Origin of the sequence: Caldalkalibacillus mannanilyticus JCM 10596 (assembly GCF_000615945.1) — a bacterium.
GTDB classification, from domain to species: Bacteria; Bacillota; Bacilli; order Caldalkalibacillales; family JCM-10596; genus Bacillus_AT; species Bacillus_AT mannanilyticus.
The window spans coordinates 59,408-81,941 of sequence record NZ_BAMO01000003.1 but is presented as its reverse complement, the minus strand read 5'-3'; the positions used below and the strand labels follow the sequence as shown (position 1 = coordinate 81,941).

Sequence of the window (22,534 nt, the reverse complement as noted above, 5' to 3'; positions counted from 1 at the left end):
GGGTCTTGCTAATCATTCATAAACTGAATGAGCGCTCAGTTGACTGAGCGGGATGGGCTTAGTTAAGAAGAGGAATAAGGAACGATCCATCTATAAAAAAAACTATTCTGTCCATGACAAATATGAGAAAGGGGATTAGAAGATGAAGCATAGTGTTATTGTAAGTGGAGCAAGAACACCTTTTGGTAAATTTGGAGGAGCGTTAAAATCATTACAGGCTGTGGATTTGGGAGCGGTTGTGTTAAAAGAAGCAGTACATAGAGCCAAAGTTCAGCCTGATGAGGTAGATGAAGTGATTATGGGGATGGTACTACAAGGAGGACAGGGGCAGATTCCCTCTCGTCAAGCTGCTAGAAAAGCAGGTCTACCGTGGGAGGTTCAAACCGAAACGATTAATAAAGTATGTGCTTCAGGATTGCGCGCTGTGACGCTGGCTGATCAGATTATTCGTGCAGGAGACGCTGAAGTGATTCTGGCAGGAGGAATGGAAAGCATGAGTAACGCTCCTTACATTGTTCCAGGAGCACGTTGGGGGTTGCGCATGGGAGATCATACGATGAAGGATCTGATGATTCATGACGGACTAACCTGCGCTTTTCACGGAGTGCACATGGCAGTACATGGCAGTAACGTAGCCAGTGAATTACAGGTGAGTCGTGAGGCTCAGGACCAGTGGGCTCTGCGAAGTCATCAACGAGCGGTCAAAGCCATAGAAGCAGGCAAATTTGATGAGGAGATTATTCCTGTTACCATTCCTCAGCGTAAAGGAGAGCCTCTTATCGTTCAGAGGGATGAAGCCCCTAGAGCAGATACGAGTCTAGAACAGCTTGCTAAGCTTTCCCCGATATTTGATCCACAAGGGAGTATCACGGCGGGAAATGCTCCTGGAATCAATGATGGAGCGGCTGCTTTTCTGATCATGTCAGAAGAGAAAGCGCTTCAAGAAGGGAAGCAGCCTCTGGCTAGAATCTTAGGTCATACCGCTGTAGGAGAGGATGCTCCTTATCTAGCGAAAACACCAGGTCTTGCTGTCCAGAAGCTGTTAAAAAAGACAGGTTATACTCCAGAACAGATTGATTTATATGAAATGAATGAAGCCTTTGCCGCTGTGAGTTTAACAAGTGCTGGAATCGTCGGCTGTGATCCTGAGAAAGTGAATGTGAATGGAGGAGCTATTGCTCTAGGGCATCCTATTGGAGCAAGTGGAGCCCGTATTCTGCTTACTTTGATATACGAGCTCAAGCGACGCGGAGGAGGACTTGGAGTTGCCGCGATATGCAGTGGAGCAGCGCAAGGGGATGCGATTTTGGTTGAAGTCATGCCTTAAAAGGGCGGTGGCTCTGTAGAGAGGGTAGTAAAAGATGAAAAAATTCATTTAGTGAGCTAAAGTGAGGGAGGATATAGGTATGGAAATGAAAAAGATAATGGTGATTGGTGCAGGGCAAATGGGCTCGGGATTGCTCAAGTGATCGCTCAGTCAGGACTTGAAGTGATTCTTCAGGACTTAAAAGACGATTTTCTGAATCGTGGGGTAACAACAATCCAAAAAAACCTCATGCGACAAGTGGAAAAGGGCAGGCTATCTGAAGCAGAAGTAGAGGCAATTCTCTTAAGAATTCGAACCACGACGGATGTGTCGGATGTGAAGAAAGTAGACATGGTGATTGAAGCGGCTGTTGAAAACATGGAGATAAAAAAGAATATTTTTAGTCGTTTAGATAGCTTGGCTCCTGCCCATACGATTTTGGCGACGAATACGTCCTCCCTACCTATTACAGAAATTGCCGCAGTAACGAAAAGACCTGAGAAGGTTATAGGGATGCATTTTATGAACCCTGTACCGGTGATGAAGCTGGTCGAGATTATTCGTGGTCTGGCAACGGCAAATGAAGTGTATCAAGCGGTCTATGACTTAACGTTAAAGCTGGAGAAAACACCTGTAGAAGTAAATGATTTTCCAGGCTTTGTTTCAAATCGGATCTTAATGCCTATGATCAATGAGGCTATTTACACCGTGTATGAAGGAGTTGCTTCTCCAGAAGCTGTTGATCAGGTCATGAAGCTAGGTATGAATCATCCCATGGGTCCCTTAACTCTAGCTGATTTTATCGGGTTAGATACTTGCTTATATATAATGGAAACCTTACATGAAGGGTTTGGAGATGACAAGTACCGTCCTTGTCCATTGTTACGAAAATATGTGAAGGCAGGATGGCTAGGTAAGAAATCAGGGCGAGGTTTCTATCAATACGAGTAGAGCGTGCCAGTATAGATTGTGGCTGAGAAAGCGCGCCGGATAGCTGATAAGAATCAAGCCCAGCAGCGAAGAATGGTAAGGAGGAGAAGGAATGGAGTTTCGATTTACTGAAGAACAAGAAATGATGCGCAGAATGGTTCGAGATTTTGCCCAGCAAGAAATTCTACCTATTGTGCATGAAATGGATGAAACAGATCAATTTCCAAGAAAAATTGTAGAGAAGATGGCAGCATTAGGACTGATGGGCATTCCGATCCCAGAAGAGTTAGGTGGAGCTGGAGCAGACTTCCTTTCTTATATTATTGCAATTCATGAGCTATCCAAGGTGAGTGCGACGGTAGGAGTGATTCTCTCTGTGCACACATCAGTAGGAACCAATCCTATTCTCTATTTTGGTAATGAAGAGCAAAAAAAGAGCTATATTCCCAAGCTAGCCAGTGGAGAATACCTGGGAGCCTTTGCGCTTACGGAACCTCATGCTGGATCTGATGCAGCAAGGATCAAAACCTCCGCTGTAAAACAAGGAGAAGAATATATACTTAATGGCTCCAAGGTGTTTATCACAAATGGAGGAGAAGCGGATGTCTATATTACCTTTGCTGTAACCAATCCGGAATTAGGCACGAAGGGGATCAGTGCTTTTATTGTGAATAAGGATACTCCGGGACTCACAGTCGGTAAGAAAGAGAAAAAAATGGGGATGAATGGCTCAAGTACGACAGAGCTGATTTTTGATCAAGCTAGGGTTCCTGCCAGTCATTTATTAGGTCAGGAGGGAATGGGCTTTACCATTGCCATGGCAAACTTAGATGCAGGACGTATTGGAATCGCTGCTCAAGCGCTAGGGATTGCAGAAAATGCCTTAGAGTTATCCATTCAATATGCTAGAGAACGAAAGCAATTTGGCAAACCGATTGGAGCCCAGCAAGGCTTAGGTTTTAAGCTAGCAGACATGGGGACACAAGTGGAGGCGGCAAAGCTATTAACCTATCGTGCTGCCTTCTTACGAAATGAAGGAGTGAAGTGTGGGATGGAGGCTTCTATGGCGAAGAAGCTCTCATCAGATACGGCTATGATGGTGACAACAGAAGCCATACAGGTTTTTGGTGGCTATGGTTATACCAGAGAATATCCAGTAGAACGACTATTTAGAGATGCCAAGGTGACTCAAATTTATGAAGGAACGAATCAAATCCAACGCATTGTGATCGCCAAGCATCTATTGCAATAGAAAACGAGTAGGGAGAGATGAGAGATGAATTTTAAATTATCTGAAGAGCATGAAATGATCCGCAAGATGGTCCGTGATTTTGCTGAAAATGAGGTAGCCCCTAGTGCGGCTCATCGAGACGAGGAAGAGATTTTTGATCGAGCGATTTTTGAACAAATGGCGGAATTGGGCTTGACTGGAATCCCGTGGGATGAGAAATATGGAGGGATAGGCTCAGACTATTTAAGCTATGTCATTGCAGTAGAGGAATTATCGAGAGTGTGTGCTTCTACTGGAGTGACCTTATCCGCGCATGTATCCTTAGCGAGCTGGCCGATCTATAAATTTGGTACAGAGGAGCAGAAACAAAGGTTTTTACGTCCCTTAGCTGAAGGAACAAAGATGGGTGCGTATGGCTTAACTGAGCCAGGTTCAGGATCGGATGCCGCGGCAATGAAAACAACAGCGGTGCGTCAGGGAGATCATTATGTCTTAAACGGCAGTAAGATTTTTATTACCAATGCTGGAGAGGCAGAAATTTACGTTGTTTTCGCGGTAACAGAGCCAGAGAAAAAGCACAAAGGAATTACGGCTTTTATTGTGGAAAAAGGGATGGAGGGCTTTGGCTTTGGGAAAAAAGAAAAGAAATTAGGGATTCGTTCTTCCCCTACACTGGAAATCTTATTTGATCAAGTAAAGGTTCCCGTAGAAAACCGTTTAGGAGAAGAAGGGGAAGGCTTTAAAATAGCGATGATGACCTTAGATGGAGGACGCAATGGAATCTCAGCGCAGGCTGTGGGCATTGCTCAAGGAGCGTTAGATCATGCTGTGGACTATGCCAAGGAACGTAAGCAATTTGGCAAACCCATTGCTCAACAACAAGGACTTCAATTTATGCTGGCAGATATGGCTACGAAGGTGGAAGCAGCTAGACTTCTCACTTATCAGGCAGCTTGGTTAGAAAGCGAAGGTCTGCCTTATGGGAAGGCGTCAGCTATGTCCAAGCTCTATGCCGGAGATATTGCCATGGAAGTGACAACCGATGCGGTTCAGGTCTTTGGTGGTTATGGTTATACCAGAGAGTATCCCGTGGAACGGTTTATGCGTGATGCCAAGATAACACAAATATATGAAGGAACCAATGAAATTCAAAGGCTAGTGATTTCTAAATATTTATTAGCAGATTAATAAGCAGTTAAGTTGATGGAGAGGAATCCATTCTGGCGGTGACGAGAATGCATGAGTTGGCGAAACGAATTTTAAAACAAGAAGTAAGAGCTTTGGCGCGGGCAATCAGCTATGTAGAGAATGATCATCCTGATCGACTGACAATTCTCAAAGACCTGCATTCCTATCAAAACAAGGCTTATACGTTAGGGATTACGGGAGCTCCCGGTGCAGGGAAAAGCTCGCTAGTCAATCAACTGGTTACTTTTTTACGAGCAAGGGAGCTTTCTGTGGGAATCATTGCTGTTGATCCTACAAGCCCTTTTACAGGAGGCGCACTCTTAGGTGACCGAGTTCGAATGTCCAATCATTTTACAGATCCTCACGTCTATATTCGAAGTATGGGGACAAGGGGGAGTCTAGGAGGACTAGCCAGAGCGACCAAGGAAGCTATTCGGTTGGTGGATGCTTATGGCATGGATGTGATCCTTGTTGAAACAGTAGGTGTGGGTCAATCAGAACTAGATATTATGAAGGTTGCCGATACGACGGCTGTGGTGCTCACTCCGGGTGGAGGGGACTCTGTCCAAGCCTTTAAGGCTGGGATTATGGAGATTGCCGATTTTTATATCATTAATAAGGCAGATTTGATGGGAGCAGATAAGCTTGTTGCTGAAATCAATCATATGCTAGACATTGTCAAGCATGATGCTACGTGGCGACCTCCTGTGCTCAAAACGATCAGCACCCAAAATAAAGGGATGGAGCTCATCTGGGATACCTGCGAGCAGCATCAGAAGTATCTGGTGCAATTTGGTTTAGGTGAGGAGAGAAGAAGGCAGCGCTATGTGACGGAAATGCTCGAGGTACTAGAGCATCAGTATGTTAAACGTATGCAACAAGAAATAGAAACACCCATATACCAAGAAAAAATAAAGCAAATTGAACAAGGAGAAACAGATCCGTATTCGGTTGCTGAGGATCTCTTTGCGAGTTGGTTACAGCAGTTGAAACATAGAGAAGAAAAATAGCAAGGAATTGGGGGAGAGGAAAAATGACACAAAAAAAACAAATACCGTCTTTAGTAAAAGACCCAAAATTAGTGAAAAAAAGACGTGAACAAATGATTGAAGCAGCGGTTTCCCTATTTATAGAGAAAGGCTTCCATAAAACAACCACTCGTGAGATTGCAGCGAAGGCGGGCTTTAGTATAGGCACACTTTATGAGTATATACAGTCGAAGGAAGATGTCTTGTATCTCGTCTGTGATTCCATTCATCAGCAGGTGGAGGATCGCTTACTTGAAGCGATGAAGGAGAAAGAGAATAGCTTAGAGTCGCTGAAAGCAGCAATGAAGCACTACTTTATGGTACTGAATGATATGCAGGATCAGGTGCTTCTGATCTATCAGGAAACAAAATCACTGCCTAAGGATACCTTGCATTACGTCTTAAGCCGAGAAGAACAAATTACGGAGATATTCGAAGAGGTATTGAAAAAAGGGATTGAGGATGGCAGCATTCATCTTGATCCACGAGAAATTAAGCTAATGGCTCACAATATTGTGGTACTCGGGGAAATGTGGGTCTTTAGAAGATGGGCGTTAACCAAACAATTTAGCTTAGAGGACTTTATTGAAAAACAGACACGATTGATCGTGGATCAACTCTCTGTGGCGAAGTGAAAGACCATGAAAATGATATGAGGAAGAAGATGTGAGATGTAAGGGAAAGGAGGATCAAGTATGGTTCAAGAAACGATTTATGTACCGAAGCATAAGCTTCGTTTTGTTACCGCCTCTAGCTTGTTTGATGGACATGATGCATCCATCAATGTCATGCGCCGTATTTTACAAGCCTCTGGTGCAGAAGTGATTCACCTAGGGCATAATCGTTCGGTGGATGAAGTAGTAGGTGCTGCCATACAAGAGGATGTTCAGGGGATTGCCATTAGCTCCTATCAAGGGGGACACATGGAATATTTTAAGTACATGGTGGATTTGCTGAGAGAAAGAGGAGCAGGGCATATTCGAGTGTTTGGAGGTGGAGGTGGCGTTATTATTCCTCCAGAAATGAAAGAACTCCATGAGTATGGCATTGCCCGAATCTTTTCTCCTGAGGATGGACGCAAATATGGCTTGCAAGGAATGATTAATCAAATGCTAGAGCTTGCTGATTTCTCAACATTGACTCCTGAGGAAGATGCGGAGTTAGAGAAGGAATGTGATCTTGAGCAGCTACATGTGCAGGCCAAGCGTTCTGTAGCACAATTAATCACCTTAGCGGAGGAAGTGGTAGACGGAAAGAGTCCTGCTTTTCTCGGAAAAACAGCTTTAGATGTTCTAACTGAATTAAGAGCAAAGGCAAAGCAGAAGAAAGGGCTTGCTCCTATTCTAGGGATTACCGGAACAGGAGGAGCGGGGAAAAGCTCGTTAACAGATGAGCTCGTTCGTCGCTTTTTAGAGCACTTTCCCGATAAGCATCTTGCCATTATTTCGATAGACCCATCGAAGCAGAAAACAGGTGGAGCTTTACTTGGGGACCGTATAAGAATGAATGCCATTCACAATCCAAGAGTGTATATGCGTAGTTTAGCCACACGTAAGTCCAGAACAGAGTTAAGTGCGGCTATAGCTGATGCGATTCATGTGGTGCAGGCAGCAGGGTTCGATTTCATCATTGTGGAAACAAGCGGAATTGGGCAAGGAGATGCGGAGATTATTGAGATCTCGGATCTTTCGATGTATGTGATGACTAGCGAATTTGGAGCTCCATCACAGCTAGAGAAAATTGATATGCTAGATTATGCTGATCTGATCGTCATTAATAAGTTTGACCGTAAAGGCTCTGAAGATGCCCTGCGAGATGTTCGTAAGCAATATCAGCGAAACCATATGTTGTTTGAAGCAAGACCTGAGGAGTTGCCCGTCTTCGGAACAATGGCGAGTCAATTCCATGATCCAGGAACCAATCAATTATTTACGGCTTTGATTCGCAAGATCAATGAAAAGTGTGAGCTAGGCTGGTCCCTTCCTTCCTTTACAAGTCAAGATATCTCGAAAAAAAGCACAATTATTCCGGGAGAGCGCGCACAATACCTTGGTGACATTGTACAGACAATGAAACAATACAAAGAGTTTATGTCTGAGCAAGTGGAGATTGCCCGTAAGCTGTATCAGATCAAGGGAACGAAGGAAGCGTACCGACAGTGGAGGAATGTAGAGGCACAAGTAGCAGAATCAGAAAAATGGGCAGAACAGCTTCACACGCTGGAAAAGTATTATGCTGACCAACTTCATCCTGAGTCCAAGAAGAAGCTAGAGGAATGGCCTCAAGTGAAGGCAGCCTATGCACAGGATGAATTTGTGACAAAGATTCGTGATAAGGAAATAAGAACTGTCTTGTATACAGAGTCTCTGGCAGGAACGAGAATTCCAAAAGTATCCCTTCCTTCATATGAAGATTGGGAGATATTCTAAAGTGGCTAATGAAAGAAAATGTTCCTGGAGCCTTTCCTTTTACCGCAGGAGTGTTTCCTTTTAAACGAGAAGGAGAAGACCCAAAGCGCCAATTTGCTGGAGAAGGAACACCAGAAAGAACGAACCGTCGCTTTCATTACTTATCCAAGGATGATGAGGCAAAGAGGCTATCGACAGCCTTTGATAGCGTAACCCTTTATGGAGGAGATCCAGACTATCGTCCTGATATTTATGGAAAGGTAGGAGAAAGCGGTGTCAGTATTTGTACCCTCGAAGATATGAAGAAACTCTACAAGGGCTTTGATTTATGTGCACCGAGCACCAGTGTGTCGATGACGATCAATGGACCTGCACCGATTATCCTAGCGATGTTTATGAATACAGCGATTGATCAGCAGATCGAGAGCTTTAGAGAACGTGAAGGAAGAGAGCCTGCACCTGAGGAAAGAGAACAAATAAAGGCGTATGCCTTGCAGACCGTAAGAGGAACCGTTCAAGCGGATATTCTGAAGGAAGATCAAGGGCAGAATACGTGTATCTTCTCTACTGAATTTGCGCTAAGAATGATGGGAGATATTCAGGAATTTTTTATTCAGAATAAGGTTAGAAACTATTATTCAGTGAGTATCTCGGGCTACCATATTGCAGAAGCAGGAGCGAATCCAATCACTCAGCTTGCCTTTACCTTAGCGAATGGCTTCACGTATGTAGAATACTATTTAAGTCGTGGAATGCAAATTGATGACTTTGCGCCTAACTTATCGTTCTTCTTTAGTAATGGATTAGATCCTGAATATAATGTAATTGGTCGGGTAGCTAGACGGATCTGGGCAACCGTGATCAAAAACAAATACAAAGGGAATGAACGTAGTCAGAAGCTGAAGTATCATGTCCAAACCTCAGGGCGAAGTTTGCATGCCCAAGAGATTGATTTTAATGACATTCGAACCACGCTTCAGGCGCTTATGGCGATTTATGATAACTGTAATTCCCTGCATACCAATGCGTATGATGAAGCCATTACAACGCCGACAGAAGAGTCTGTGCGCCGGGCAATGGCCATTCAAATGATTATTACCAAAGAAATGGGCTTAGCTAAGAATGAAAATCCATTACAAGGCTCTTTCATTATTGAGGAGCTAACAGACCTGGTAGAAGAAGCCGTTCTTCTAGAGTTTAGTAGAATGAACGAGCGTGGTGGAGTTCTTGGATCGATGGAAACTCAATACCAACGAGGCAAGATCCAAGAGGAATCCTTGCTTTATGAGATGAAGAAACACTCTGGAGAGCTTCCTATTATTGGAGTCAATACGTATATTAACCCACATGCTTCTGACGAAGAAGAATTTAATATGGAGCTAGCGCGAGCGACACAGGAAGAAAAAGAGCAGCAAATTCATTCACTCCAGCAATTTCAACAGCTTCATCAAGAACAAACAGCCGTGGCTCTACAGCGCTTGAAGGAAGTAGCAAGAAACGGAGAGAATATTTTTGCTAAGCTGATGGAAACAGTGAAAGTGGCGAGTTTGGGTCAAATAACGAATGCTTTGTATCAAGTAGGAGGGCAGTATCGCAGGAATATGTAAAAAAAACCTACTAAAAAAGCTAGCATAAATTTCCTCATTCAGTCTATAATGAGTAGGTAGATGAAGTAGAAGGGAAGTGCTAGTGTGAGCATTCGGGACTTAGACAGAGAAGTTATTATGGAGATGTCTATGGTAGATATCGTTTATGCTCTCTTAAAAGAGAGTAATAAAGAGCCTAAACCATATCATGTCCTGCTAGATGAAGTAGCGGCTTTGAAAGGCTTCACTCAGGAACAAAAAGTAGATGCTATGCCTCGTTTATATACAGAGATTAATATTGATGGGCGCTTTAATGGGCTTGGTGATAATGTCTGGGGACTTCGTAGCTGGTATCCAGTAGAACAAGTTGAAGAGATTGTTATTACCGAGTTGAAGAAGAAGCCGAAGAAGAAGAAAAAGGATGAAGACGATGATTATCTAGATGACGATTATCTAGAAGATGAGCTAATAGATGAGGATGATCTTTTGCTTGATGATGAAGATGATCTGGATGATCTAGATGACCTCGATGAAAATCTGGACGAGGAAATCGAAGATATTGATGATCTCGATGAAGATTTAGACGACAGCATTGACGAAGACTTGGAGCTTGAAGATGACGACCTTGTTGACGACGATGAGAGTGAAGAAGACAGCGATTTTGAAGACGAAAACGAGGATTTATAGCACAAATGAAAGAGAGATAATCCCCCTTGACAAAGGTATGTTCAAGGGGTATTATTTTCCTTGGGCTTTATTATAATTTTTTTGGACGTGAATACGTTAAATTGAATATGAAGATATCCAGCTACAAAAGCGCCCCCTGATCTTGATAGGGATTCGTGTCTTTTGTTTTTTTATTTTTTAAGAAAATTTTTCTATAAAAAAATGATTGTTTTTACCAAATTGAGCAAAACTAAGAGCAGGAAAGAGGGGTAGTAGGTGATGACAAAATATATTTTTGTGACAGGTGGAGTTGTATCTTCATTAGGGAAAGGGATCACAGCAGCTTCCTTAGGGAGATTATTAAAAAATAGGGGACTAAATGTAACGATTCAAAAATTCGATCCTTACATTAATGTGGACCCGGGAACGATGAGTCCATATCAGCATGGAGAGGTTTTTGTAACAAATGATGGAGCGGAAACGGATTTAGATCTAGGTCATTATGAGCGCTTTATTGATATCAATCTGAATTCAAATAGTAATGTAACCACAGGGAAAATCTACTCAAGCGTCATAACAAAAGAAAGACGTGGGGATTACTTAGGGGGAACTGTTCAGGTTATTCCTCATATTACGAATGAGATCAAAGATCGTGTTTTTCGTGCAGGACGCGAAAACGAACCAGATGTCGTTATTACTGAAATTGGGGGTACAGTAGGTGATATTGAGTCCCTTCCTTTCTTGGAAGCCATACGTCAAATTAAGAGCGATACTGGACGTCAAAATGTCATGTATATCCACTGTACATTGATTCCTTATTTGAATGCGGCAGGTGAGTTAAAGACAAAACCAACTCAGCATAGTGTCAAAGAGCTTCGTAGCTTAGGAATCCAACCTAATGTGATTGTGTGCCGAACAGAACATGATTTATCTCAAGATATGAAGGAAAAGCTAGCTCTATTCTGCGATATTGATAAGAATGCAGTGATTGAACTGAAAGATGCCGAAACGCTCTATGAAGTGCCTTTATTCTTACAAGCTCAAGGTGTTGATGACTATGTGTTGAATCATTTAGGTATTGATGCTCCACCAGCAGATATGACGGAATGGCGAGAAATGGTGAACAACATCAAGGGATTAAGTAAGATGACGAGCATTGCTTTGGTGGGTAAATATGTAGAATTACAGGATGCCTACATTTCTGTGGCGGAAGCACTATATCATGCGGGAATTGCTAATGAAACGGATATTGATATTAAGTGGATTAACGCGGAAGAAGTGACAGCAGAGAATGTGACGGAGCTGCTTACTGGTGTTGATGGAATCTTGGTTCCAGGTGGATTTGGAGATCGTGGAGTAGAAGGGAAAATCGAAACGGTGCGCTTTGCCAGAGAAAACAAAATTCCGTTTTTCGGTATTTGTTTAGGAATGCAGGTTGCCTGTATAGAATTTGCTCGCAATGTTGTAGGGCTTAAGGGAGCGAACAGCTCGGAGATTAATCCTGAAACAAGATACCCAGTGATTGATTTATTACCTGAGCAAAAGGACATTGAAGATTTAGGTGGAACGATGCGTTTAGGCTTGTACCCTTGTAAAATTGAAGAAAACTCGATGGCAATGGAGGCTTATCAACAGGAGCTTGTCTATGAACGTCATCGTCATCGTTATGAATTTAACAATGAGTTTAGACGTCAATTAGAGGAAAAAGGCTTTAAATTCTCAGGAACTTCACCAGATGGCAGATTGGTTGAAATTATTGAAATTCCTGATCATCCTTGGTTTGTGGCGAGCCAATTCCATCCTGAGTTTACTTCCAGACCAAACCGTGCTCAAGCTTTATTTAATCAATTCGTCAAAGCATCCATTAAGGTAAACCAATTAGTATAACCAAGATTCCCTATTAGTATGTCTTAGTTTGGTACGAAACTTTAATTTTGTATTTTTTAGACAAAAGTGCTGAACAGAGGAGGATATAAGGCAAAAAGGGCGAATTTAGCTAACTATGGATCAATAGAGAGGTCAATTGTATAGCTAAATAAGGGAAGAGGGGATTAGTTTGGAAAAAAAGAAGATTTTAATCGTTGATGACCAGTATGGTATCAGGGTACTTCTTGATGAGGTTTTTAGAAAGGAAGGCTACACCACTTTTCAAGCAGCCAATGGAACTCAAGCTTTAACGATTGCCCAAAACGAAGAACCGGATCTTGTTATCCTTGATATGAAGATCCCAGGAATGGACGGACTAGAAATATTGAAGAGAATCAAACTCTTGAATCAAACCATTCAGGTCATTATGATTACAGCCTATGGAGAGCTAGACTTGATTCAAGAGGCCATGCGTTTAGGAGCCCTAACTCATTTCACTAAACCTTTTGATATTGATGAGTTACGCAAAGGTGTCGAGAGTTATTTGACACCAACTCAAATGAGCTAAGAATAAAAGGAGGACGAAGCACATGCCATTAGTTTCGATGAAGGAAATGCTATTAAAAGCCGTAGAAGGAAAATATGCTGTAGGACAATTTAATCTAAACAATCTAGAATTTACTCAAGCTATTCTCCAAGCAGCACAAGAAGAGAACTCCCCTGTTATTTTAGGTGTAAGTGAAGGCGCTGCTCGCTACATGGGAGGATTTAAGTTTGTAGTTGCTATGGTCAAAGCTCTAATGGAGGAATATAAAGTAACGGTTCCTGTAGCGATACACTTGGATCATGGATCTTCATTTGAAAAATGTGTCGAAGCGATGTATGCTGGATTTACTTCTGTTATGATCGACGGTTCTCATCATCCACTTGAGGAAAACATCGCCCTAACGAAGAAAGTAGTAGATGTAGCTCATGCCCTCGGTGTTTCTGTCGAGGCAGAGCTAGGAAGAATTGGGGGTCAAGAAGACGACCTGATTGTTGATGATGCAGATGCGATGTATGCTATTCCTCATGAGTGTGATCAATTAGTGAGAGAAACGGGAGTAGATTGCTTTGCACCAGCTTTGGGTTCGGTTCATGGACCTTATAAGGGAGAGCCTAACCTTGGTTTTGACCGCATGGAAGAAGTTCAAAAATTAACGGGTGTACCTCTTGTCCTTCATGGTGGTACTGGAATTCCGACGCACGATATTAAAAAAGCGATCTCCCTAGGAACAGCAAAAATCAATGTGAATACAGAAAATCAAATGTCTTCAGCTGCTGCTGTAAGAAAAGTCTTAGCGGAAAAGCCAAATGAATACGATCCTCGTAAATATTTAGGACCAGCAAGGGATGTCATCAAAGAAACAGTTAAAGGAAAAATGCGCGAGTTTGGCTCAAGTAATCAAGGATAAGGGACGAGGATAGGAGGAACGAGATGAAAATTTTTATTGATACAGCCAATTTAGAAGAAATTAAGAAAGCACATCAGCTAGGAATTCTTTCAGGTGTGACAACAAATCCTTCTCTTGTAGCGAAAGAGGGAATTGACTTTAAAGAGCGTTTGAAAGAAATTTGTAGCTTTGTGACTGGCTCTGTGAGTGCCGAAGTGATTAGTCTTGAAGCAGAAGGCATGATTAAAGAAGGGGAAGAGCTTGCTGCCATTGCTCCTCAAATTACAATTAAGGTTCCGATGACCTTAGAAGCTTAAAAGCCGTACACCATTTTGCCCAAAAGAAAATAAAAACCAATGTGACTCTTATTTTCTCTGCCAACCAAGCTTTGCTTGCTGCTAGAGCAGGAGCTAGCTATGTGTCGCCATTTTTAGGACGTTTAGATGATATTGGTCATAACGGAATTGAACTGATTTCAGAAATTGCTCAACTATTTGAGATCCATCAATTAGAAACGGAAATCATTGCCGCCTCCATTCGTCACCCTCAACACGTGACGCAAGCGGCACTTCAAGGAGCGCATATTGGGACGATGCCTCTATCTGTCATTGAACAAATGAGCAAACACCCATTAACAGATCAAGGGATAGAGAAATTTTTAGCTGATTGGCAGAAAGTTCAATAATATACATAAGACCACTAACTCGCTTCGATATGAGCGAGTTAGTGGCATGTATAGAACTTGTTAAGAATTAGATGTTAAATTTACCAATATCGGTAATAATAAAAGGTATGGGATCTCTATCAACAAAGGAATGTACATAAGGAAGGAGAAGAGAGATGGACAAGTTATATATTCAGGGAGGAACACCCTTAAAGGGCAAGGTGCAGATTAGCGGAGCAAAAAATAGTGCCGTAGCATTAATTCCAGCTACGATCTTAGCAGAAAGTACTATAACCATCGATAATCTCCCGAATATTAGTGACGTGCGCGTTTTTGCTGATCTTCTCAGAGAAATTGGAGGTACAGTAGAACTTCGAGAAGGAGAGCTAACTGTGGACCCTTCAGCCATGACGGCAGTACCTCTACCTAATGGAAGTGTGAAGAAGCTTAGAGCCTCCTACTATCTAATGGGAGCTATGCTCGGACGCTTTGGGCGCGCAGCAGTAGGATTACCAGGTGGATGTAATCTAGGTCCACGTCCTATTGATCAGCATATTAAAGGATTTGAAGCCTTGGGTGCTACGGTTTCCAATGATCATGGAGCCATTTTCTTAAAAGCAGATGAGTTACGTGGCGCTCGAATTTACCTAGATGTAGTTAGTGTAGGTGCAACGATTAATATTATGCTAGCTGCTGTAAGAGCGAAGGGGCAAACCATCATTGAAAATGCAGCAAAAGAACCTGAAATTATAGATGTTGCTACTCTTCTTTCTTCTATGGGTGCCAAAATTAAAGGAGCAGGAACCGATGTTATCCGTATTGAAGGGGTAGACAAACTAAACGGTTGTCGCCATACAATTATTCCTGATAGAATAGAATCAGGTACGTTCATGATCGCTGCGGCAGCGTCGAAGGGTCAAGTCATTTTGGATAATGTGATTCCTAAGCATCTTGAGTCCCTTTCTTCTAAGTTAAGAGAGATTGGAGTCACCATTCAAGAGCAGGACGATCAGTTGTATATTGACGCTTCTCAAGCTGATTTTCAAGCGGTTGATATTAAGACGCTCGTACATCCAGGATTTCCAACCGATTTGCAACAACCCATGACAACACTGTTAACTCAGGCTGTAGGCACCAGTATTGTCACTGATACGATCTATAGTGCCAGATTTAAGCATGTAGATGAATTGCGCCGAATGGGAGCTAACATTAAAGTAGAAGGAAGATCCGCTATTATTTATGGTGCGACTCCACTGCAAGGAACCAAGGTGACAGCTTCTGATTTGCGTGCAGGTGCGGCTCTAGTCATTGCTGGACTTATATCAACGGGCGTGACTGAAATAAGTGGAGTAGAACATATCGATCGTGGTTACGAAGATCTGGTTGCGAAGCTTCAGGAGCTGGGAGCGGAAGTATGGCGTAATCTACCAGCGCCTGCAACAGAACCCGCAGAAATGGACAAGGCTATTGAATCGTAGAAATGTATACACTATGAACGGGGTATACACATGAACAAAACATAAGTAGACCAGATAAACCTTTTTTGTAGATAAGGAGAGGATGCTAATGATCGTCATCGTATTAGTCATAACCTGTCTCATTAGCTTCTTCTTTTCCCTCATTTTCTCTACATCTGTCTTCCAGCATAAGCGTTGGAATCATATCTATATTTCCCTTTCATTCTTACTCATCTCTTTTACCCTATTCAGTCTCATTGTTGGACAATTATTAAATTGGTATCAATGGGTGATCCTGTTGTTTATCTTTAGTTTTTCCATGTTAGGACCAAGTATGTTTGGTTTTCTTTGGGAAACGGTTGTACAACGATACGCTGAGAGAAACAAGAGATACTATTCTATATTTTATGCCATTATTTATAGTGTATTAATGATAACATATTTCGCAAATGTGTTATACTTAGAAGAGGTCGTTCTGATTGTTCCTCAAGGAATTCAATTACAGTGGGTTCAAGAAAACCTTGTGATGTATTCCTGGATCACCGGTATTTCTACCATTCTATTCATTTTAGGGAGCCTTTTTTTGTGGCTTCGTAAACAGGGAAATACATGGATCTGGTGTGGGTTGGCGGGCTGCTCTATTTTTTAATAGAAAGAATCGCAAGCCAATCGGCTTTAACGACTTACTTATATACGTTGTTTATTTTTGTTCTTGTTGTTTTACTTTATCAGGGTTCTAGGAGACAGGGAGAGCAGGATCTAATATAAACAAGGGCAGATAAAATATATGAATGTGATCGGTTTAGAATCAGTGATGAGTCTATCGCGATCAAGAGAAGGGGAATTGAGAGATGGAAAGAAGTTTATCAATGGAATTAGTGCGCGTCACAGAGGCAGCAGCCCTTGCTTCAGCACGATGGATGGGAAGAGGACGAAAAGATGAGGCAGATGATGCTGCAACAACCGCGATGCGTAGAGTTTTTGACACCGTTCCAATGCAAGGGACAGTGGTGATTGGAGAAGGAGAGATGGATGAAGCTCCTATGCTCTATATTGGAGAAAAGCTAGGGATGGGCTATGGTCCAGAAGTGGATGTTGCTGTAGATCCTTTGGAAGGAACCAATATTGTGGCTAAAGGAACATGGAATGCCTTATCTGTTCTCGCTGTAGCTGATCATGGGAATCTGTTACATGCACCAGACATGTATATGGATAAATTAGCCGTAGGTCCTGCTGGAGTAGGGCATGTAGACATCAATGCTCCAGTAAAAGACAACCTGCGTGCCTTAGCCAAAGCTTTAAATAGGGATGTATCTGATTTAGTAGCCATTATCTTAGATCGTGATCGTCACGCTAAAATTATTCATGAAGTAAGAGAGGCTGGAGCCAGAATTAAGTTGATTTCCGATGGAGATGTCGCCGCTGCAATCAATACCGCGTTTGAAAATACGGGTGTAGACATCTTATTTGGAACCGGTGGAGCTCCAGAGGGAGTCATTGCAGCCGTGGCTTTAAAATGCCTTGGTGGTGAGATTCAAGGAAGACTGGTTCCTCAAAGCCAAGAGGAATTAGATCGTTGCAAAAAAATGGGGATTGTGAACCCGAACCAAGTCTTGCGTATGGAGGATCTTGTTCGTGGGGACGACGCTATTTTTGCGGCGACGGGAGTGACTGATGGTGAACTGCTCCGTGGAGTTCGATTCAAAGGAAATGTGGGGAGTACACAATCAGTAGTAATGAGAGCCAAATCTGGCACAGTACGATTTATTAACGCTGATCATCGACTAGAAAGAAAACCAAATATGGTGGTAGAGGAGTAGAGATCGGCAATTAGAGAAAAGTGGTGGATATTTTTTATGTCAATAAACATAACTGAACTAGAGGAAAAAAAATTAACAGATCTATATAAACTAGCTAGAGAATATCAAATTCCTTATTACGGACAGCTGAAGAAAAAAGAAGTTGATTTTCGCCATATTAAAAGCACAGGCTGAAAAGGATGGGCTCTTTTTCATGGAGGGAGTACTTGAAGTTCTCTCTGAAGGATATGGTTTTTTAAGACCGATTAACTATTTACCATCTTCAGAGGATATTTACATCTCTGCTTCACAGATCAGACGATTTGAATTAAGAAATGGGGATAAAGTATCGGGGAAAGTACGACCTCCTAAGGATAATGAGCGCTATTTCAGCCTACTCTATGTCGAGGCTGTGAATGGAGAAGATCCAGAACTAGCCAAGGAACGCCCGCATTTTCCGGCGTTAACCCCTCTATATCCTGATAAAAAAATCATGTTAGAAGCATTTCCGAATAAATTAGCTCCACGGATTATGGATTTAGTGGCTCCTGTCGGTTTAGGTCAACGTGGCTTAATTGTGGCACCTCCTAAAGCAGGAAAAACCGTTCTTTTACAAGAGATTGCCAATAGTATATCTCATAATTACCCGGATATAGAACTGATTGTGTTACTTATTGATGAGCGTCCTGAAGAAGTGACGGACATGTCTCGCTCTGTCAAAGGGGAAGTCGTTAGCTCTACTTTCGACGAAGTTCCAGAAAATCATATTCGTGTAGCGGAGCTAGTGCTTGAAAGGGCTCAACGTCTTGTGGAGCATAAAAAAGATGTGGTCATCCTATTAGATAGTATTACAAGACTCGCTAGAGCCTATAACCTTGTTATTCCGCCAAGTGGACGTACGTTATCTGGGGGGATTGATCCAGCCGCTTTCCATCGACCAAAACGCTTTTTTGGATCGGCACGAAATATCGAAGAAGGCGGAAGCTTAACTATTTTAGCTACGGCACTTGTCGAAACAGGGTCGAGAATGGATGATGTCATCTATGAAGAATTTAAAGGAACAGGAAATATGGAGCTTCATCTAGATCGTAAGCTAGCTGAGCGAAGAATCTATCCATCCATCGATATCCGCCGTTCAGGAACAAGAAGAGAAGAATTGCTGCTGGAGAAGGAAGACTTAGAAAAACTATGGCTCATTCGAAAAAATCTGTCAGAAACACCAGATTTTATCGAACAATTTGCTAGGAAAATAAAAGAAACCAAAACAAATGAGGAGTTTATGGCGACATTATCAGCCCCAACCTCCAATAAGTCAAGTCAACCAAGCCCGCCAAGAACAGCGGCAACTTCTCCTGTGAGAACAGCCAAAAATAAAAATCCTATTTCGTAAATGAAATAGAAAAATCACTACATTAGACAAAATGTAGTGATTTTTTTGCCTATGCATCATATAGTTACAATGGAAGATCAAAGGAGGGGAAATCTGTGCCTAGTATAAAAAAGGTGGTCACGTCTGCTCTATTCGTGACAGGGGCTACGGCTCTTTCCACCCTACCAGCAGGAACAGCAGAAGCTGCGATGGATGGCTGGCTACAGGAAGACATAGATATGCTAGAGATGGAAATGATTGAGAACGCTCTCAGGAATTATACCAACCCTCTTCACCGAATACACTCAACCATTGATCAGGTAACTGTAGAAGATACCATTACATATGAAGTGCAATTAGGGGATACATTATCTGATATTGCTTACAAATTTGGGATCCCGCAAAAAGAAATTGAACAAGTGAATCATATTCATAATAAACACAAGCTTTCCATCGGTCAAAAGCTGCAAATACGCTTGAAGGAAAAAGAGTATGTAGTCAAGCATGGTGAGTCTGTTGACGAAATTGTTAACCAACTGGGAGTCAGCAAGGAGGAATTGATTACCTATAATCAAATCGTCAAAACAATGAATTATACAGTCTACCCGGGGCAAACCCTAAGAATCCCTACCGCTCCTCCTGAACCCATCCATCAACCAATCATGACAGTCAGCCAGCAGGATAAGAGAGAAGTGAAAATAGCCAGCCGATTTAAAACCGATCAGGCAGGAGCGTTTCAATGGCCTTTGTCTGGGATTGTGACAAGTAATTTCGGTACAAGATGGGGAAGGATGCATAACGGAATCGATATTTCTAATGCTGATCGCTCCAATGCAGAAATTAAGGCAGCAAAGTCTGGTGTTGTAACAGATGCCTATTTTCATCGAGGAGGCTATGGGAATCTGGTCATTATTGACCATGGGGAGGGTGTAGAAACCTATTATGCTCATCTCAGTAAAATAAGCGTTAGCGAGGGTGATCAGGTGAACTCTGGTGACCTGATCGGTTATATGGGCAGGACAGGGAAGACAACGGGGTATCATCTACATTTTGAAATTAGAAGGGATAACAACCCTGTCAACCCCCTTAAACATTTGCCTTGATGAACATTGCAGAGGAAAGTTATTGCAAGTCTAAGACCGATCATGATATAATCTTTTTATGTGTTTAGTTAACTCTGTTTCTTCAAGATTCAGGGCGGAAGGAGTGAACCAAGATGAAACCAGAAATTCATCCTAAGTACCAAACTGCAAAAGTAACTTGCGTATGTGGTAACGAATTCGAAACTGGTTCTGTTAAGGCTGAGCTACGCGTTGAGATTTGCTCAAACTGTCATCCATTCTTTACTGGAAAGCAAAAGTTTGTGGATGCAGGTGGACGTGTGGATCGCTTTAAGAAGAAATATAAGATTCAATAATCTTATATTTTTGAAGCCGTCGTCAATTAGAACAGGCAAGCGTGGTCTTGCCTGTTTTTTGTATTTTTGAAAAACGAGAAGAAATAGCAGGACAGCTCATTGCTGATAAGAGGAAGAATATTATGGGTCTGGGGGAAAAAGCGGTGGCACAACTCTATTTTCGATATGGCGCCATGAATGCGTCTAAGTCTATACAACTACTAACGGTGGCACATAACTATGAACAATCTGGAAAGAAGGTCATTGTGTTTACTCCAGCTATTGATGATCGTTTTGGAGTAGGGAAAGTAGCGTCCAGAGTGGGGATTAGCCGAGAAGCAATCCCGATTTCATATGATACTGATATTTATCATATTGTTGAGCAAGAGCATCCCTTCCCAGATTGTGTTCTGGTCGATGAGGGACAATTTCTTCATGCTCATCATGTTTCTCAGCTTACTTCTATTATTGATCGTTTAAATATTCCTGTGATTGTCTATGGCCTGCTTAAAGATTTTAAAAATCAGTTGTTCGAAGGAAGTCAGGCTTTGCTATGTGAAGCAGATAAAATAGAGGAAATCAAAACGGTATGCGTTTTTTGCAATAAAAAAGCAACGCATATCTTAAAATTCAAGGATGGAGCGCCTGTTTATACCGGTGAATCCATAGAGATTGGTGGAGAAGAAACTTATAGCAGTGTATGTCGAAAACATTACTACAATCCACCACTAAAAAAATCATAACGCATTTTTTATTCCTCTTTATTTGCCATGCTATAAAAAAATATGTATAGCATGGCATAAATTGTTGTAAAGTGGAATACTCATATATACGGTCGTTTTTTGCAAGGGGAAACCAATATGATTTCCTTGAAGGGAGCGCTTCAGATGACGACACATCCTTTGGTGAAGAATCCAGGCTTTGAAGAGGGGCTACATGGCTGGACCCATTGGGGAAATGTTCACATCGTGTCCAGTCCAGTAGCAGGAGGAGAAAGAGCAGCAAGAATTGGTCCTGACGCTGGGGGTGCAGGGCAAGTGATTGGAGGAGTTTCTCCAGGTGAGAGGTATACATTATTCGCCAAAGGAGCTGTTAGCGGAAGAGGAGAGAGGGCATATATAGGAGTGGATTGTCTAGACGCGGACGGAAATAAGTTACCTCAAGGAAAATTTGAAATCGTTTTCAATAAGACGGTGTATGCACATCATAACGTAAGTTTTACTACGGTTCCTAATACCGCTAGTCTTCAAGTATATATTTGGAAAAATGCAGCGAACAACAACGGAGGCTACGCTTATGCCGATGATATTGCCTTAATTCACCTGAATCCATATGTGGAGAAGGCTATGTTTAATGATTTTCATTATGATCATTCCACAGATCCTCTGATTGAAGAACACAATTGGTCGATTCGAAGTTATGCTGGAGGTCCTGGACCAGATGGGGTTACATGGTCTAGGGATAATGTTGCTTTTTTGGATGATCCTACAAATTGCCACAACAGACTGTTACGGCTGACAGCTGTAACAGATGGTACAGGAGCGGGAACGAGTCAAGCTCAAGTATATACTTCAGAAAGAAAGTTTTTTGAGGGGACCTATGCGGCAAGAGTGAGGCTCACCAATGAGCCAATATCCGGTATGAGCGGTGATGGGATAGTGGAAACGTTTTATACGATCTCTCCGTTCAGATACGATCAAGACCCGCTCTATAGTGAACTGGACTTTGAATATTTGGCTAATGGCGGTTGGGGCGTGGCACAAGCTGCTATGTGGAATACATCGTGGTACACGTATACGGTTTCACCCTGGTCTGCGGATAGTCAAAATACAACGACCGTTGGCGATTGGTCAGGTTGGCGTCAGCTGGTCATGGTAGTCTATAACAATGAAGTGAACTATTATATGGATGGAGAGTTACTGGCTACGCATGGAGGTAAATACTATCCAAGGCAAGCGATGAGCATAAACTTCAACTTATGGTTTCTTCCAGAACAATTCGTAGCTTCGTCGGGGACGAGAATGTATGAAATGGATGTGGATTGGGTTTACCATGCCAAAGACGTTGCCCTTACTCCTGCGGAAGTGAATCGTATTGTTCAGAACCATCGCATAGCTGGTGTAACATTTACAGACAATATAAAGTAGACTACGACTATCATCTAATGGAGTTCTTACCCCATCAGGCGGTTAGAACGAGATCAATTA

16 protein-coding genes and 5 pseudogenes are annotated in these 22,534 nt (G+C 42.2%); all 21 read left to right on the top strand.

What is annotated here, in order from left to right; translation table 11 throughout:
• Nucleotides 1–142: 142 nt before the first annotated feature.
• The 21 genes and pseudogenes from JCM10596_RS02585 to JCM10596_RS27380 all read left to right on the top strand — a co-directional run bounded on the left by JCM10596_RS02585 (nucleotide 143) and on the right by JCM10596_RS27380 (nucleotide 22,474).
• Nucleotides 143–1,327 (top strand): acetyl-CoA C-acetyltransferase, encoded by a 1,185-nt coding sequence (locus tag JCM10596_RS02585; protein WP_025025794.1) that lies wholly within the window; start codon nucleotides 143–145, stop codon nucleotides 1,325–1,327.
• A gap of 79 nt (nucleotides 1,328–1,406) precedes the next feature.
• Nucleotides 1,407–2,257 (top strand): annotated as a pseudogene (locus JCM10596_RS23450) (3-hydroxybutyryl-CoA dehydrogenase).
• Nucleotides 2,258–2,348: 91 nt separating this feature from the next.
• Nucleotides 2,349–3,488 (top strand): acyl-CoA dehydrogenase, encoded by a 1,140-nt coding sequence (locus tag JCM10596_RS02575; RefSeq protein WP_025025793.1) that lies wholly within the window; start codon nucleotides 2,349–2,351, stop codon nucleotides 3,486–3,488.
• Nucleotides 3,489–3,512: 24 nt separating this feature from the next.
• Entirely contained in the window at nucleotides 3,513–4,655 is a 1,143-nt protein-coding gene (locus JCM10596_RS02570; protein ID WP_025025792.1) for an acyl-CoA dehydrogenase, read from the top strand.
• Nucleotides 4,656–4,702: 47 nt separating this feature from the next.
• Entirely contained in the window at nucleotides 4,703–5,665 is a 963-nt protein-coding gene (gene meaB, locus JCM10596_RS02565; protein ID WP_025025791.1) for a methylmalonyl Co-A mutase-associated GTPase MeaB, read from the top strand.
• Between the two features lie 23 nt (nucleotides 5,666–5,688).
• The gene (locus tag JCM10596_RS02560; RefSeq protein WP_025025790.1) at nucleotides 5,689–6,318 is read left to right on the top strand and encodes a TetR/AcrR family transcriptional regulator; all 630 of its coding nucleotides are present in this window, start codon (nucleotides 5,689–5,691) and stop codon (nucleotides 6,316–6,318) included.
• 60 nt (nucleotides 6,319–6,378) lie between these two features.
• Nucleotides 6,379–6,820: pseudogene (locus JCM10596_RS31605) on the top strand (cobalamin B12-binding domain-containing protein); the annotation flags it as partial.
• A gap of 197 nt (nucleotides 6,821–7,017) precedes the next feature.
• Nucleotides 7,018–9,698, top strand: a pseudogene (gene icmF / locus JCM10596_RS23445) (fused isobutyryl-CoA mutase/GTPase IcmF); the annotation flags it as partial.
• Nucleotides 9,699–9,782: 84 nt separating this feature from the next.
• A complete protein-coding gene (rpoE, locus tag JCM10596_RS02550; protein ID WP_025025789.1) occupies nucleotides 9,783–10,364 on the top strand; it encodes a DNA-directed RNA polymerase subunit delta in 582 nt (193 codons plus the stop codon).
• Nucleotides 10,365–10,622: 258 nt separating this feature from the next.
• Nucleotides 10,623–12,230, top strand: a complete 1,608-nt coding sequence (gene pyrG, locus JCM10596_RS02545; protein WP_025025788.1) for a CTP synthase — start codon at nucleotides 10,623–10,625, stop codon at nucleotides 12,228–12,230.
• A 169-nt stretch (nucleotides 12,231–12,399) separates the two neighbouring features.
• Nucleotides 12,400–12,777 (top strand): response regulator, encoded by a 378-nt coding sequence (locus JCM10596_RS02540; protein WP_025025787.1) that lies wholly within the window; start codon nucleotides 12,400–12,402, stop codon nucleotides 12,775–12,777.
• A gap of 22 nt (nucleotides 12,778–12,799) precedes the next feature.
• Complete coding sequence (gene fba / locus JCM10596_RS02535; protein ID WP_025025786.1) at nucleotides 12,800–13,663, top strand: class II fructose-1,6-bisphosphate aldolase; 864 nt, start codon at nucleotides 12,800–12,802, stop codon at nucleotides 13,661–13,663.
• A 23-nt stretch (nucleotides 13,664–13,686) separates the two neighbouring features.
• Nucleotides 13,687–14,327: pseudogene (gene fsa / locus JCM10596_RS23440) on the top strand (fructose-6-phosphate aldolase).
• A gap of 155 nt (nucleotides 14,328–14,482) precedes the next feature.
• Nucleotides 14,483–15,784, top strand: coding sequence for a UDP-N-acetylglucosamine 1-carboxyvinyltransferase (gene murA, locus JCM10596_RS02525; protein WP_025025785.1), 1,302 nt, complete (start codon nucleotides 14,483–14,485; stop codon nucleotides 15,782–15,784).
• Between the two features lie 88 nt (nucleotides 15,785–15,872).
• Nucleotides 15,873–16,412 carry a hypothetical protein gene (locus JCM10596_RS02520; RefSeq protein WP_025025784.1) on the top strand — a complete coding sequence of 180 codons (540 nt, stop codon included), beginning with the start codon at nucleotides 15,873–15,875 and terminating at the stop codon, nucleotides 16,410–16,412.
• A gap of 202 nt (nucleotides 16,413–16,614) precedes the next feature.
• Nucleotides 16,615–17,583: a class II fructose-bisphosphatase gene (gene glpX, locus JCM10596_RS02515; protein WP_025025783.1), complete on the top strand. Its 969-nt coding sequence runs from the start codon at nucleotides 16,615–16,617 to the stop codon at nucleotides 17,581–17,583.
• A 36-nt stretch (nucleotides 17,584–17,619) separates the two neighbouring features.
• Nucleotides 17,620–18,952 (top strand): annotated as a pseudogene (rho, locus tag JCM10596_RS23435) (transcription termination factor Rho).
• Between the two features lie 95 nt (nucleotides 18,953–19,047).
• Entirely contained in the window at nucleotides 19,048–20,034 is a 987-nt protein-coding gene (locus tag JCM10596_RS23430) for a M23 family metallopeptidase (protein WP_025025782.1), read from the top strand.
• 113 nt (nucleotides 20,035–20,147) lie between these two features.
• The gene (gene rpmE / locus JCM10596_RS02500) at nucleotides 20,148–20,348 is read left to right on the top strand and encodes a 50S ribosomal protein L31 (protein ID WP_025025781.1); all 201 of its coding nucleotides are present in this window, start codon (nucleotides 20,148–20,150) and stop codon (nucleotides 20,346–20,348) included.
• A 143-nt stretch (nucleotides 20,349–20,491) separates the two neighbouring features.
• The gene (locus tag JCM10596_RS02495) at nucleotides 20,492–21,070 is read left to right on the top strand and encodes a thymidine kinase (RefSeq protein ID WP_025025780.1); all 579 of its coding nucleotides are present in this window, start codon (nucleotides 20,492–20,494) and stop codon (nucleotides 21,068–21,070) included.
• Nucleotides 21,071–21,187: 117 nt separating this feature from the next.
• Complete coding sequence (locus JCM10596_RS27380) at nucleotides 21,188–22,474, top strand: carbohydrate binding domain-containing protein (protein ID WP_025025779.1); 1,287 nt, start codon at nucleotides 21,188–21,190, stop codon at nucleotides 22,472–22,474.
• The last annotated feature ends 60 nt before the right edge of the window (nucleotides 22,475–22,534 follow it).

What these genes read in the sequence shown, in the direction of transcription:
- JCM10596_RS02585 (WP_025025794.1), top strand. Translation starts at nt 143, where the DNA reads ATGAAGCATAGTGTTATTGTAAGTGGAGCAAGAACACCTTTTGGTAAA.
- JCM10596_RS02575 (WP_025025793.1), top strand. Translation starts at nt 2,349, where the DNA reads ATGGAGTTTCGATTTACTGAAGAACAAGAAATGATGCGCAGAATGGTT.
- JCM10596_RS02570 (WP_025025792.1), top strand. Translation starts at nt 3,513, where the DNA reads ATGAATTTTAAATTATCTGAAGAGCATGAAATGATCCGCAAGATGGTC.
- meaB (WP_025025791.1), top strand. Translation starts at nt 4,703, where the DNA reads ATGCATGAGTTGGCGAAACGAATTTTAAAACAAGAAGTAAGAGCTTTG.
- JCM10596_RS02560 (WP_025025790.1), top strand. Translation starts at nt 5,689, where the DNA reads ATGACACAAAAAAAACAAATACCGTCTTTAGTAAAAGACCCAAAATTA.
- pyrG (WP_025025788.1), top strand. Translation starts at nt 10,623, where the DNA reads ATGACAAAATATATTTTTGTGACAGGTGGAGTTGTATCTTCATTAGGG.
- fba (WP_025025786.1), top strand. Translation starts at nt 12,800, where the DNA reads ATGCCATTAGTTTCGATGAAGGAAATGCTATTAAAAGCCGTAGAAGGA.
- murA (WP_025025785.1), top strand. Translation starts at nt 14,483, where the DNA reads ATGGACAAGTTATATATTCAGGGAGGAACACCCTTAAAGGGCAAGGTG.
- JCM10596_RS02520 (WP_025025784.1), top strand. Translation starts at nt 15,873, where the DNA reads ATGATCGTCATCGTATTAGTCATAACCTGTCTCATTAGCTTCTTCTTT.
- glpX (WP_025025783.1), top strand. Translation starts at nt 16,615, where the DNA reads ATGGAAAGAAGTTTATCAATGGAATTAGTGCGCGTCACAGAGGCAGCA.
- rpmE (WP_025025781.1), top strand. Translation starts at nt 20,148, where the DNA reads ATGAAACCAGAAATTCATCCTAAGTACCAAACTGCAAAAGTAACTTGC.
- JCM10596_RS27380 (WP_025025779.1), top strand. Translation starts at nt 21,188, where the DNA reads ATGATTTCCTTGAAGGGAGCGCTTCAGATGACGACACATCCTTTGGTG.